Genomic DNA, 14,115 nt, shown 5'->3' on the forward strand with positions numbered 1-14,115 from the left:
AGACACCGTATTCTAGGAGAAACGACACGATCGGGAGGCAGGCGGCATAATGGAAATTCAACGGCAGGTCGGGACCTACATGGAACGGGTCATGGATGCCTGCATATTAGCGGGACGCCTAATGATTGCCAATGGGTCAGAGATGTATCGGGTGGAGGACACCATGCGCCGGATCGCGCAAAATGCCGGGATTGAACACCCGGTTATTTTTACGACCCCCACGGGTATTTTTGTGGGCTTGCAGGACCGGCCGCTGACCTCACTGGGGACAGTCGATCAGCGGGTATTGAATATTGAAAAAATTAGCCGGGTCAACAATTTAAGCCGGTTGTTTGCGGCGCAACAGATCGATTTTGACCAACTCTATGCCGCGTTGCGGGATGTGGACCGGGCCACTCCGACCTTTCCGTTATGGCTCCAATGTGTTGGGGCAGCCGTGGCCAGCGCGTTATTGATGATCATCTTTTCCGGCCAATACGATTGGCTGGACATGCCGCTGGCAGCGCTAGCCGGGACCGGTGGGTATCTTGTGGCGTATTACTTAGGCCGGTTCACTCGGGTTTATTTCATCACCCAGACAGTCGCCGCCCTCGCGGTGGGAATCATCGCCTACGTGGGGATTCTCTTGGGTTTAGGACATAGCATCGATAACATTCTAATTGGCGGCGTCATGCCGCTGGTCCCCGGCGTGGCGTTGACGACCTCGATTCGAGACTTACTGGCTGGTGACTTGCTCAGCGGTATTGCTCGCGGTGTAGAAGCCATTTTGAGTGCGGTCGCGATTGGCGTGGGGATCGCCCTGATTTTCCGTTTCCTGATTCCCTGGGCTTAGGTTGTCTGAAAGGAGATCGACATGCCAATTTGGTTGCAATTCATTATCCAAGCACTTTTTAGCTTCTTTGCCACGGCGGCCTTTGCCCTCTGTATTAACGTCCCCCGACGGGCATTGATTCCCTGCGGATGGTCGGGACTGCTGGGGTGGATGGTTTATTGGGTCTTGTGGCAGCTGGGGAGTGGGCGGATGTTGGCCAACACTGCTGGGGCTGTCATCCTGGCCTTTTCTGGGGTGCTGTTTGCGCGGCGGTATAAAATGCCAGCCATCATCTTCAATATACCTGGCCTTTTTCCATTGGTTCCTGGGGCGACAGCGTACCAAGCCGTCCGGGAATTGGTGTTGGGCGACATTGATGCCTCCATGCGTCTTGTCGTGCGGGTCACATTGGTGGCGGGGTCGATCGCGGTGGGGTTCATGATCGCCCAATTATTCGGTGAATTTTATAGCCGGTATCTGCGATCGAGCTGGCAGTTTCGGCAGCGACCTTGAAACAGGTAGGTTCGCGTGGTATTGTAAATGCATGCGATGAGTCGAGTAACGGCGTAGTAATGCGCCAATACTGCCAGGATATCAGCACTTGAATGTGCACTGTCGGATTTGCAGGATACCGTCAGTTGGATTGTGGAGTCCGCTGGCTATTGGTTTTTGGATCAGTACTGGTCATAGCAACTAACCTGAGGGGTTCTCCCATTAGGCTGGTTGCTTATTTTTTTGCGCAAAAATAGGCCGCGATAAGGTTTCTTCTCGGCGGCCGTGCCAATGCTGCGCAATCTACGGAAAAATGAGGGGCTGCGAAGCGCAGCAAGTGCGCAGCCGCAGGCGTAGCAAGCTGTGACGGCGCTTTGAGCCCCTCATTTTTCCTCCGATTGCTCCGCATTGGCACTATATCCGTCCAGTTCGAAACTTTATCGCGGCCAAAATAAGGGTGACTCAGATAATTACTTTCCCGGTACGTAGTCTTCGTCGATGATCAGGACTGGCTTGATGGTCTTGCCGGAGCGGGAGTCGGCGTTGGCTTGGTTGATTTCGCTGAATTTATAGAATTTTTCAGTCTTGTCGAAGTCGAACATACCCATCTTGTAGAAGCGGAGTAAGCGGGGAATGTCGATTTGCGGAATGGAATCGCCCATGTTGACGCCCACAATCTTTTTGTCATCGACACAGAGGTCATTCCAGGTATCCACATCAATGTGGTGTTTAGTCACAGCGATCGTGGCGGTGGTGCCGCCTTGGGCTAAGGCTTTGATGGAGTCTTCCATCACTTGAGTGACACCAGTGGTATCGACGGCAAAGTTCACGCCGCGGCCATCGGTTAAGTCTTGGATGGCTTTGACGGGATCGGTGGTCTTGCTGTTGATGACATCGGTGGCACCTAACTCTTTCGCTAAAGCTAACCGGGAGTCGACGATATCAACCCCGATAACCTTGGTGCAGCCAGAGATGCGGCCAGCCATCATGGCAGCCAGACCAACAGCCCCAGTACCAAATACGGCAATGGTATCACCTGGCTTTGGCTTCAAGGTGTTTAGCACAGTGCCAGAGCCGGTCACATAACCACAACCCAGTGGTCCTAATTCACGCAGATCTAAGTCTTTATCGACTTTCACAGCGTTACGTTCGCGGACGACAGTGGTGGTTGTAAAGGCACTTTGATCGAACATGTCTGCAATCGGCTTACCGTTTTCGGTAAAGTGGGCACTGCCATCGGGACGGGTGCCAGAGAGATTGTTATGAGCGTAATTTAAGCACTGTGTCGGAATGCCTTTGAGACAGTTTTCACAGTTTCCACAAGCATAGAAACTCAAGACAACATGGTCGCCAGGCTTGAACTGGGTGACTTCTGGTCCCACTTTTTCAACAATACCGGAACCCTCATGGCCCAAGATGATCGGGTAGCCGATCACTGCGTCGCCAATGCGTAATGCCTCATCAGAGTGACAAATTCCGGTGGCGACCATATGGACTTGCAGATCGTCGGGACCCATGGGAGCGAGTTCAATATCGTCGCGAATCTTGAAATCTGCTCCCTGTTTATCAACAACAGCTGCTTTAATCTTCATACTCGCAAACCCCCTTGTGATTGTTTACACCTACAGTATGTGTTTACTTGAATCCTCTGTCAATGCCGATTTTGCAGAAAGGCACTCGCCCAGGTATCCGATTCACAGATATCTGGGCGAGTGCCCTCTTCGAAATGAGTGATTAATTTGAGTTACGGCTGCCTTGACCGGTATTATTTCGCGTCCCTGGCCGATTTTGGTTCGGGTTAGTCAGCATATACTGCTGGATGTAACCCACAATTTCTTGATTTTGCGGCAAATCAGAATGTTGGCTGTCATCCCCGGTGACGTTGATCAGGGTGTATTGCTTGACTTGATCTTGGTACACATATTTACCAGCTTCTACAGATTCTACAGGGACAATGCCATCGTCGGAATAGTTTTCGGTCCCGGCGATGGACCACATCCGGATGTTTTTAGGTAAATATGTTCTATCCTTAATCATATCTGTCAAAATTTCCGTTCGGTTGGCAATGTTTTTTTCAGACAAGTTATAAGGTGTTCCAATGGTCATGAGTTTATTAATCGTGAGGTCATCCTGATTCAGGTACTCTTCCAAATACAAGGTATAAATCAGTCCGCCGTTGGAATGGCCGATGCCCACAAAATTATTAAAACGGTAACGGTTTTGCAAGTACTTCATGGCAATACTGAACCATCGGGCCTGTTTTTTGATATTACTGTAACCATCCTTGTTGTTTTGGAATCCGACCACGATAAATGGTTCATTGTCGTTTGTCCCAATTTTACCGGTGATACTGAGTTCGTCATTTGTCTTGACAGTAATTTTGAGATAACTGTGACCGATGGAGCGACTATTCAGTTCCTTAATCAAGGAATCAAACCGGTTTTGGGTGGCACTGGAGCCGGGGATAAAAATCACTGGGGCCATCCGGGAGTTATGAATTACCCGAGCGTTGGCCACGGCGGTTTTTTGGTAGAAATACCCAGGAACTGCCATGCCGGCCACCAGCAATAAGGCGATGACCAGCCAAATGATCCGTTTAATACGACTCGGACTTTTTGACAGCTGGGCCTGTTCGTTGGGCGATAACTTCATGGCCACTGATTTTCACCTCCTCTGTTTGTTGATCCGGTAATTCACCAGCAAGCGTCTTTAACCAGACTAAATTGTCGATTCGAATGAATGGCAGATAAACAAGCAGGCTGGCGATGAGGGCCAATACGCTCACGAGCAAGACCGCCCAGTTTCCGTTCGTGCCCATGAAGCCTGCGAGGAAACTGGGCGTGGTGTTGGGGACGCTGTACACCACTGGTGGTATCCAATGGAAATGAATCGGTACCCATCCCACAAACATACCGACGAGCGGTGACAGAAGATAGGGCACGATATAAATCGGATTGAAGAAAATCGGGAAGCCCACCATGGCGATGTCGTTAAAATTCATTAACGTTGGAAACAAACTCCACCAGGCCACATGACGGCGATCCGGTTGGCGGGAGAAGAGAATGAGGGCAAAGACCAGCACCAAGACCATGCCGTTGCCGCCCATGGCCCCATAAGTGTCGTAAATCGTATGGAACGTCACCGGATACGGCAAGTTATTGAGCGATCCATTCTTCAGAGCCGTTGAAAGATTTGTGGTAGATTGGCTAGAATCAATGGTCAGTTGAGTAAATGGTGAAAGTGGTCCGGACAAACCGATCACATTCAAGATGTTATTCCAGAAAGTGATAATCATGATTGTCACGATAGCATGTGAGAAGACCCACCGCGGCAGGGCAATTGTGTAGAGGACCAATCCAGCGAAACCTTGTTGACCAGTGAGACTGATCAAGAAAGACAACCCCAAAGCCCCGGCCAATATCATAGATACCGGGAAAATGGCCTGCAATCCCCGGGTCACAAAGGTTTCATCCTGCCAACTGACTGGGGCATGCTGCCAATGGGCGGCGATCCAGGTCAAGCTCCGATAACTTTGAGCGGCCACATAACCCACGATTAATCCGACAAAGAGGTTATGGACGCCACCACCGTTATTATTCAGTCCGCTGACCAAGTTGACCCGATTCAGACCGTTGACAATATTGGTTTGTAAAATCATCGCGGCCAGTAAAGCGGTCCAGCCCACAATGCCATCATTTAATTTGTACAAGCGTGCTAAGTATTTAGCGAAGAGAAATGCGGCAATAAACAACGAGAAATTAATCGTGATATCGCTCAAGGAATTCACGACCTGACCGATGTTGCGCGCATTGGGCAACCATTCACCCACGTGGTAAATATTGTAGAAGAAACCGTTAGCCATCAATGCGCTGCGGGCAAACGCCTGCAAGAAAGAACCAATGATGACAAAAGGCAGTAAACTGCCGAGGGTATGAGAAACCGCAATGTAGACTTTTTTTTGCCGGATGTATTGTTGAATCCGTAAATAACGATTGGCAAGCCAAGTTTCCATGGGACTGAGCATAGCACCAGCTCCCTTCTAGCTGTATTCGCTTTTATTAAATATCGGTGACAGCCAAAGTCATGGTAAAATACGAGGGTAAAGCCCACCGGGAGAATGATCGAACGTTCGGTACCGGTCTTTGGTGGACAGTCACGCTTCATTTTCATTGTACTGTTTTTGCTGCTAAAAAACGCGGCGAAAGTCTTACGGAAAGATGACTTTTTAACGTTAATCAAGAAAGGAAGACAAATCTTGAATAAACCACTGGCAAAATACTTGGATCACACGTTGTTGAAACCGGAGGCCACTGAAACAGACGTGACGCGGGTCATTGCGGAGGCTAAGCAATATGACTTTGCTTCAGTCTGCATTAACCCGTATTGGGTCAAATTATGCCATCAGCAGCTTGTCGGCACCGACGTGAACACCTGCACCGTCATTGGTTTCCCACTGGGAGCCACCACAACCGATAGCAAAGTGGCCGAAAGCAAGCAGGCGTTGGCCGACGGGGCCGATGAATTAGACATGGTGATCAATATCGGCGAGCTTAAGGGCCGTCACTATGATACCGTCCAAGCGGACATCAAGGCTGTGGCCGAGGCGACCCATGCCGGTCACGGACTGTTGAAGGTAATTATCGAAGCCGTCCTGCTCACCGATGATGAAAAGGTAATTGCGTGCCAATTGGCTGAAAAAGCGGGTGCTGATTATGTCAAAACCTCCACAGGATTTGCCAGCGGCGGCGCTACAGTTCATGACGTAGAATTAATGCGTAAAACCGTGGGCGATCATCTCGGCGTTAAAGCGGCCGGCGGCATTCATACCAAGGCGGACGCACTGGCCATGATCGAAGCCGGCGCGACTCGGATTGGTGCCAGTGCATCTGTGGCCATTGTGACCGCAAAGTAAAAAGGAGAGAATTTATAGGCATGGCTGACTACAAGAAATTTAAACGCGTATTTGTGATTGTTTTGGATTCCATTGGTATCGGCGAAGCACCCGATGCGGCCAAGTTTAATGACGTGGGCGCTGATACACTGGGGCACATTGGTACCTTCTTCCAAGGGAAATTGAACATTCCCCATTTGGCCAAGCTGGGGTTGAGCAATATTCGCCCAGATAATCCCATTGCTGGGGTACCAGTTGCTGAACGGCCGCTGGGTTATTTCGGTAAAATGGCCGAAATTTCGGCGGGGAAAGACAGTATGGATGGTCATTGGGAAATGATGGGCTTACCGGTTACCGAACCGCTGGGCTATTTTCCTCAGGGCTTTCCACCGGAATTAATTCAGAAAATTGAAGACTTCGCGCACCGCAAAGTAATCGTGAATAAACCATATTCGGGCACCGATGTCATTCATGACTATGGTGAGGAACAGATGAAGACTGGCGATCTGATCGTCTACACATCTGGCGATTCCGTATTGCAGATTGCGGCGCACACGGATATTATTCCGTTGAAAGAATTATATCGAATCTGCGAATACGCCCGCAAGATTACCATTGACCAACCGTACCGGATCGGCCGGATTATTGCTCGCCCATACAGCGGCCCCGATAAAGACCATTTTGTGCGCAGCAGCGACCGGCACGACTACGCGTTGCCACCCACGGGCGAAACTGATCTAGATCGGCTGCAAAAAGCTGGCTACACCACTTTGGGCATTGGTAAAATCAATGATATTTTCTCAGGTCAAGGAATCAGCCAAGGATGGCATACGATTTCCAACATGGATGGTATGGATCATGTGATTCGGGTGGTCAAAGAGGAAGACTTCACGGGCTTCGCGTTCGCCAACCTGGTGGATTTTGATGCCATGTACGGCCATCGCCGTAACGCTAAGGGCGACGGGGAAGCACTGGAAGCCTTTGACGGCCGACTCGGTGAAATGCTGAGTGCGATGGAACCCACGGACCTGTTGATGATCACCGCTGATCACGGTAACGACCCGACTTATCGGGGCACAGATCACACCCGGGAGTATGTGCCGCTGCTGGCCTATTCTTCCAACATGACTGGCTTTGGCAGTCTCGGCGTGCAGACACCGTTCGCGAACCTAGGTGCGACGATCTTGGATAACTTCAACGTGACCGGTAACGAAGTCGGTCACAGCTTCTTGTCCGCATTGAAGTAAGAATAACAGGAGGAAAAAACTTTGAGTACGCATATTGAGGCAAAAAAGGGCGATATCGCTGATATTGTTTTGTTACCAGGCGATCCATTACGGGCGGAATACATCGCCCAAAACTTCCTGACGAATGCTAAACGCTATAACACGGTGCGCAATGCCTGGGGTTACACAGGCACATACGGTGGCACGCCAGTGTCTGTCCAGGCGACTGGGATGGGGATTCCTTCGATTAGTATTTACGCCAATGAGTTAATTCAGGATTATGATGTCCATACCTTGATTCGAGTAGGTACGGCTGGCAGTATCAACCCAGACGTGAACATTCGAGATATTGTCTTGGCCCAGGGCGCTTCCACGGATTCTGCAGTCGTGGATCATACTTTCAAAGATCGCATTCATTATGCCCCAATTGCCGATTTTGGCCTGTTAGATCGCGCCTACCACGCGGCCAAAGACGCCGGCTACCCGGTCCATGTGGGCAATGTTCTCAGCGAGGACCAGTTCTATGCAGAGGGCAAAGACTTTGCACTATGGCAAAAATACGGCATCCTCGCGCTGGAAATGGAATGCGCCGCATTATACTTGATTGCCGCAGAATACGGTCGCCACGCCCTGGGTGTGATGACCATTTCCAACAATATTTTGACCGGTGAAGAAACCACCTCAGAAGAACGCGCCCGCACCTTCGGCGACATGATGGACGTGGCATTGAAAGCCGCGACGGGCAAGTAGCAGCTGGTTTTTCTGAAAATCAGCGTATAATAAAAGAGCTGTCACAAAAGTTTGAATCCTGCCAGATCCAGTGCCAACGCGGAGCAATCGGAGGCGTCAGGGGGGCTCAGTGGTGGAAACAGCAATAAACTTGGCCCGGTCTTGGCCAAGTTTATATGCTGTTAGGCGACTTTGAAACCGCGCTCCTCAGCGGGTTCAAAGCGCCGTCACCACGTTCCAGCCCCCTGACGCCGGAGATTGCGCAGCTTTGGCACGGCTTATCAGGATAACTTTTGGCACAGCTCTTTTTTTCTCTCAGACTAGTTACACGAAAGGAGTCACATTTTGCCCACAACAAACTATGTCGACAACCCCACGGTCCAGAAACATCGCTGGTGGATTCTCACCGCCGTCGGATTGTTCACCTTCATGGCCACACTGGACGGCAGCATCGTCAACATTGCATTACCCGTCATTAGCAAAGACATGCACATCATGACCAACCAGGCAGAGTGGATCGTCTCCATCTATCTCCTCACCATCTGCGCACTGTTGCTCTTATTCGGTAAAATTGGCGATAACTTCGGTAAGATTCGAGTCTTTCGCGTGGGCACAGTATTGTTTACCATTGGCTCATTACTTTGCGGTTTTAACCATTCATTGATTTTTCTCTTAGCAGCGCGGGTGATTCAAGCCCTTGGTGCCAGTATGACCATGAGTACCAATAACGGCATTATTACAGAAGTATTCCCGATGAAAGAGCGCGGCAAGGCATTGGGTTTGATTGGATCCTTTGTTTCGCTGGGAGCGATCGCTGGTCCTGGTATCGGTGGCATGTTGCTGGCCCAATTACCATGGGCTTACATCTTTTGGATCAATGTCCCGTTGGGGTTGCTGACGATTGGTTTTGGCCATTTTATCTTGCCCAAAGATATTGCCTGGGACAATCACCCGATTGATTGGCCAGGGGCGATCACGTTTGCCGTCGCAATTATTAGCCTGTTTCTGGCAATCTTCATGGGTCAAGCAGTGGGGTTTGCCAACCTCTCCGTGCTGGCGCTCTTTGCATTTGCCATTCTGGTGTTCGCTTTGTTTGCCTGGATTGAGCAAAAAAGAGCAGTTGATCCGCTGCTCAGTTTCCACCTATTTAAAAACTTGGATTTCTCCATGAGTTTGCTGACGGGTTTTTGATCTTCGTGGCCAACTTCTTTTTCAACGTCATTGCCCCATTCTATCTGCAAAACGCCCGGGGCTTGATGCCCAACGAGGCAGGCTACCTCCTCATGTTGTTCCCCATTGTGCAAGTGGTGGTCTCGCCCATTTCTGGATCGCTGCAGAATCGCTTTGCCCCGGAATTATTGACCACTGTCGGCCTAGTCATTCTGTCGATCACCCAAATCGGGTATATGACCGCGACGTTATCCACACCGTTGTGGCTTTTTGGCACTTGGGTCGGGGTGATGGGATTTGGCAACGGGGTTTTCCAGTCGCCCAACAACACCATCGTCATGTCCACGGTTTCCCAGCGTGATTTGGGTGTGGCCGGGGGGATGAATGCCCTGGCCCGCAACCTAGGGATGGTCGTGGGTATTTCAGCTTCGACGACGGTCCTCTTCGCGTCCATGAGCCAAGCTTATGGCAAACCGACGACCACTTACATTGCTGGCCGTCCCGATATTTTTCTGGCCGGGATGCATACGACATTAACGGTGGCATTCTTCATCTGTGCCCTGGCCACCTTGATCAATCTCTGGCGGTATTTGCACCGGCGGGTACAGGCCAAATAGTCATGTCAATCAACTCAGCAGTTGCTGCACCGATAAAATTTGGTGGGCGACGCTGAGTTTTTTGATGACCCCAAGTCCGGGATAGTGGTTGATATCCCCGTAGTGCAGCAATTCTTTCAGGGGACCATCCCATAAGATACTGTGCCGATGGGACGCCAGCCAGCGCCGCAGTTCACCTTGGAGATATTGAAACTGTTCAGCCTGGGTGCCGCCAGTGGGCAGAGGTAAGAAATGATGCAGCCAGATACCGCCGTCGCGCAAGTACGCGATATGGAAAGCAATTGTCCCTTGCGGCCAACCTTTGTCAAAGTAAGGGGCACCATTGAGACTGTAGTCACTGATTCCCTCGAAGCCATGATGCATCGCCCAGTGGCGCTCGGTGAAGAGCGGCGTGTCGGCGTATTGGGCAAATTCTCGAGTACGGTGCACCCGCGGCCACGGATCATGAAGAAAAATACGCCGAGGGTGATCGATGGCCTGGGTAATCCGCGGGTCGTTTTGCACTACGATCGTATGAAATTGCATCAAGATCGCCGGTGCCGGTAAGCGGCGAAAGTCATCGATTAATAATACCTGACGAGCAGCGGGCGGAATTTGTAAATCCGGTCGCCACCACCAGCCGGACCATACATTGGCGTCCGCAAAAAAAGGGGTTAAGGGATACCGTTTATGGGTCCCCAAGCCATATGTCCCCACACTCGGATTCCGAATCACCACGGTGGGCAACCCCGCTTGATTGCGCAGCTTCAATAACCGCGGCAGTCCCGCTGCATCTCGGATCGGTTCAATCATAGGAATGATCCGATTGGTCAGTAAATTATCCTGGGTCAATAATTGTAACGCCAGCAAATCAAATTGCCGTCCCCGTAGTAGCGGCCAATATTGGAATCCACTCATGGCAGTCGCCTCTGACCGGCCCGCCACTGCCAGTAACTGGCTTCCCGGCGCAGGCGGGCGTTTTCTGCGCGCAGCGCGGTGGCCTGATCGCTCAAATCAGTAATGGCTTCTTGGTTTAGATCTTGAATAAACCGGTTGTAATAAGGCTGGGTGGGGTACAACGGATCTTGCACCGCGGCCCGCCGTTTTAATTCCCGATACAATTGATCTGTGCCAAAGCCGGTCAGCCCCAGATCCATCCGTTTGGCCTTATCCACCTCCCGGGTGAGGGCATGGAGAAAACGGTCCAGCAATTGCTCCCCAGGGACTTGCAGAGCCTGTTGACGGGCGGTCTTGACGATCGTTAAATACCCCGGATACGCGGTGGCCACTTGATCCGGATCAGCGGCATCGAAGGGGCGGTAAATGAGCACGCCAATATGGGCGGGAATTTCCGCGGCGACTTGCTGATACAAGGCCAATGGCAGCACGAAATAATTGTAATGGCCCACAAAGGACAATTGAGCACTGGAATGAAAATCAGACTTGGTCACTTTCAGCTCATAGCACCGCCACTCAAATTCCCCTGAGGCGGTCAACTGACAGGACAAGGTGTCCACGATTCCCCGTTCCTCAGGCATGGTCACTTCTTCCACCACAGCGGCGCCGCTCTCACGGCAATAGCCATAAAGCGTCCGTTCTAAATCAAGCGTGAGGGCTGTTTTCGTCATCGGTATGCTCCTTCCAAAATGCATCAAGGGCCGTTTGCAGTTGCTGGTCGTTGTGGACACGCTGCATATTACGAGTCCAGGACACTGGCAGATATTGCTGATACCGGCGTTCACCAAAGCGTTCGTCCAGCAGTAAGATGACGCCCTGATCCTGCATCCCGCGAATCAGGCGCCCGCCCGCTTGTAAGACATTGTTTAAGCCTGGCAGCTGATAGGCGTAAGTGAAGCCGGTGCCCCGCTGGGCATCAAAGTATTCTTTCAATAAGTTGTTGCGTAAAGACAAACCAGGCAGTCCGACCCCGACCACGGCCACGCCAATCAGCCGATCCGCTGGCAAATCAATACCTTCGCCAAAGGAACCGCCCAAGACAGCAAAACCAATTTGGGTAACGGTTGGCTGGGGCGCAAAATGGGCTAAAAAGTCGGCCCGCGCCGCGGCATCCATACCGTTGGTTTGTTCGAAAGCCGCCATATCGGGATGGGCTTGGGTAAACGCTGTAAATATCTGGTGTAAGTACGAATAAGAGGGTAAAAAGACCAGATAATTTCCAATCTTTGCCCTGGCAAAATCGGCCAACGCGGTGACGATCCGATCTTCATTGGCCGCCCGCCGCTTATACGTGGTGACAATATTGTCCTGAATCAAGACGAGCTGGTGCTGAGCAGGAAACGGGGACGGCAATTGGTACAACAAACTGTCTGTCGGATCAGCCAGGAGTTCTTGATAATAGGCTAACGGTGACATGGTCGCAGAAAAAAGCACTGCACCGCGCCCCTTATGGAGTGAATCGTTAATGAAGGGGGCCGGGTCCAGACAGAGCAAAGTCACCTGGACCGCCTTTTTATCCACTTCCACCACAGTTCGGTATTGCGGTCCATAGAATTCGCTGATGCGCATGAAGGTAATACAGTCGAAGTAGACATCCAACAATTCTTCCAGTTGCGGAGTGCGCGGCTGAGTGGGCAGCCACTCATGGATGCGATCGCAAAAACGGGCCACACGCCGATTAAAATCTGGATTAAGAGCGGTGGTCACGACTTCTTCTTGACCAGATTCCTGAACGGGCTGGCCAATCTCAGTAAACGCCGTCCGTAATTGGCGGAGGGCGTTGCGGGCTTCTTTGGCGTTATGAAAATTAGTTTTTGTCAGGTGCCGACTCACCGTGGCCAAATGGGCATTGGTGAGGACGGCAGAATACATATCCCGGGCTCGATGGATCAAATTGTGGGCTTCATCCACCAAGAAAAATTGATCTGGATCGCTTTGGGCAAAGAACCGTTGTAAAAACACCAGCGGGTCAAATAAATAGTTATAGTCGCAGATCACCACATCGGCGAACCGGGCGGCATCCAGTGAGAACTCAAACGGATCCACCGTATGCGCCCGAGCGTATTTTTCAATCGTCGCCCGGTTCATCATATGCGCGTGACTGACCATGTCTTTCACTGCATCCTTGTTGCGATCATAGTAATCTTTATAGTAGGGACAGGTCTCCGGAGTCCGCTTCTCCGGTGGACAAAAACTGATTTTATCCTTGGCTGTGAGAGTAATGCAGCGCAGTTGAGCACCCTGGTCGATCAAAACCTGGCAGGCCTCCTCGGCACTGTGGCGGGTGGATTCTTTGGCGGTGAGGTAAAATAACCGGTTCATTTTCTCGCCCCGCAATGCCTTCACCGCCGGGAACAGGGTTGCCATGGTTTTGCCCGTGCCAGTGGGGGCTTGGACAAAAAGCCGTTGGCTGGTGTGGATCGTCTTATAAACCGCCGCCGCAAATTCCCGCTGCTGCGGCCGAAAATGACCAAATGGGAAGGCCAACTCCTTAATAGAGGCATCCCGTTTTTCCCGCAGCTCATCGCGGAAGATAATCCAGCTTTCGTAATCATGCACCAGGGTTTCAAAATATTCGGTGAGTTCGGCGGCGGAAAAAGGCCACTGGGTCCGGGTAATCTTTTTTGTGGTGGTCTGATAATAGGTGAGTTGCAAGATGATTTGAGTCAAATCCCGGTCCGCACAAAGAAAGTGGCCATAAATCGCCACTTGCGCCCAGTAGCGTCCAAGGGCGTCGTTGGTCAGATCGGCGAAGTCGTCCTCAGCGGTCTTAATTTCGTCCACCACGGTCAAACCACTGTTGTCATCCACATCCACGCCGTCTGCTCGGCCGTCAATTGTCCACTCGGTACCGTTGAGCAATACGGTGGTTTTCAACGCCACTTCCGCTTCATAATGCGGCCCCGCCGCCTTTTGCAGCTGGCGGTGAATGCGGGCCCCTTCTTGGGCAGTGTGCTGACTGTTCTGGGTTTCATCCAGGGAACCAGATTTGCATTCAAATTCCACAAATTCCCGCACCCCAATCCGGTTCGCCATCACTCAGGTCCTTTCTCACAAATAAGTACTTCCATTATACTAAGAAACGAGCGTTCGTGTGGTGAAGTTGGGAGATGACCTTATTAAATTATGTAGAAAGAGCACATGAGTGGGTTTTGCTCACTTTCGTTCAACTCATTCGTTATAATGAAGATATCTAGAAAGCTTTTTCAGCACGCATAAATCGGGTTCTGCCCTGCATCCAAT

At 51.1% G+C, this 14,115-nt stretch carries 11 protein-coding genes and 1 pseudogene; 6 read left to right on the forward strand and 6 right to left on the reverse strand.

Annotated elements, in window-relative coordinates; genetic code table 11:
• Positions 1-49: 49 nt before the first annotated feature.
• The gene (locus tag FD09_RS08510) at positions 50-832 is read left to right on the forward strand and encodes a threonine/serine exporter family protein (RefSeq protein ID WP_057820368.1); all 783 of its coding nucleotides are present in this window, start codon (positions 50-52) and stop codon (positions 830-832) included.
• A gap of 21 nt (positions 833-853) precedes the next feature.
• On the forward strand, positions 854-1,324 hold the full coding sequence (locus FD09_RS08515; RefSeq protein WP_057820370.1) for a threonine/serine exporter family protein: 471 nt from the start codon (positions 854-856) through the stop codon (positions 1,322-1,324).
• Positions 1,325-1,773: 449 nt separating this feature from the next.
• On the opposite strand, the gene FD09_RS08520 is transcribed toward FD09_RS08515, so the two are convergent.
• The 3 genes from FD09_RS08520 to FD09_RS08530 form a co-directional block, all read right to left on the reverse strand.
• Positions 1,774-2,895 carry an NAD(P)-dependent alcohol dehydrogenase gene (locus FD09_RS08520; RefSeq protein WP_057820372.1) on the reverse strand — a complete coding sequence of 374 codons (1,122 nt, stop codon included), beginning with the start codon at positions 2,893-2,895 and terminating at the stop codon, positions 1,774-1,776.
• A 142-nt stretch (positions 2,896-3,037) separates the two neighbouring features.
• Positions 3,038-3,955 (reverse strand): alpha/beta hydrolase, encoded by a 918-nt coding sequence (locus FD09_RS08525; protein ID WP_057820496.1) that lies wholly within the window; start codon positions 3,953-3,955, stop codon positions 3,038-3,040.
• Complete coding sequence (locus FD09_RS08530) at positions 3,900-5,327, reverse strand: PTS transporter subunit EIIC (RefSeq protein ID WP_057820374.1); 1,428 nt, start codon at positions 5,325-5,327, stop codon at positions 3,900-3,902. Before FD09_RS08530 ends, FD09_RS08525 begins: the two co-directional genes overlap by 56 nt.
• Before the next feature lie 231 nt (positions 5,328-5,558).
• On the opposite strand from FD09_RS08530, the gene deoC reads away from it, so the two are divergent.
• The 4 genes and pseudogenes from deoC (at position 5,559) to FD09_RS08550 (ending at position 9,936) form a co-directional block, all read left to right on the forward strand.
• A complete protein-coding gene (gene deoC / locus FD09_RS08535; protein WP_057820498.1) occupies positions 5,559-6,215 on the forward strand; it encodes a deoxyribose-phosphate aldolase in 657 nt (218 codons plus the stop codon).
• 20 nt (positions 6,216-6,235) lie between these two features.
• Positions 6,236-7,441, forward strand: coding sequence for a phosphopentomutase (locus FD09_RS08540; protein WP_057820376.1), 1,206 nt, complete (start codon positions 6,236-6,238; stop codon positions 7,439-7,441).
• Positions 7,442-7,462: 21 nt separating this feature from the next.
• A complete protein-coding gene (gene deoD / locus FD09_RS08545; protein WP_057820378.1) occupies positions 7,463-8,170 on the forward strand; it encodes a purine-nucleoside phosphorylase in 708 nt (235 codons plus the stop codon).
• 324 nt (positions 8,171-8,494) lie between these two features.
• Positions 8,495-9,936: pseudogene (locus FD09_RS08550) on the forward strand (MFS transporter).
• A gap of 9 nt (positions 9,937-9,945) precedes the next feature.
• Here the strand turns inward: FD09_RS08550 and FD09_RS08555 are convergent.
• Genes FD09_RS08555 through FD09_RS08565 form a run of 3 tightly spaced genes read right to left on the reverse strand, consistent with a single transcriptional unit; the run spans position 9,946 to position 13,908 of the window.
• Complete coding sequence (locus tag FD09_RS08555; protein ID WP_057820380.1) at positions 9,946-10,833, reverse strand: sce7725 family protein; 888 nt, start codon at positions 10,831-10,833, stop codon at positions 9,946-9,948.
• Complete coding sequence (locus tag FD09_RS08560; RefSeq protein ID WP_083487695.1) at positions 10,830-11,543, reverse strand: hypothetical protein; 714 nt, start codon at positions 11,541-11,543, stop codon at positions 10,830-10,832. Before FD09_RS08560 ends, FD09_RS08555 begins: the two co-directional genes overlap by 4 nt.
• Positions 11,518-13,908 (reverse strand): ATP-dependent DNA helicase, encoded by a 2,391-nt coding sequence (locus tag FD09_RS08565; protein WP_057820383.1) that lies wholly within the window; start codon positions 13,906-13,908, stop codon positions 11,518-11,520. Before FD09_RS08565 ends, FD09_RS08560 begins: the two co-directional genes overlap by 26 nt.
• Between the last annotated feature and the right edge of the window lie 207 nt (positions 13,909-14,115).

The organism is Schleiferilactobacillus perolens DSM 12744 (assembly GCF_001435585.1).
GTDB classification, from domain to species: Bacteria; Bacillota; Bacilli; order Lactobacillales; family Lactobacillaceae; genus Schleiferilactobacillus; species Schleiferilactobacillus perolens.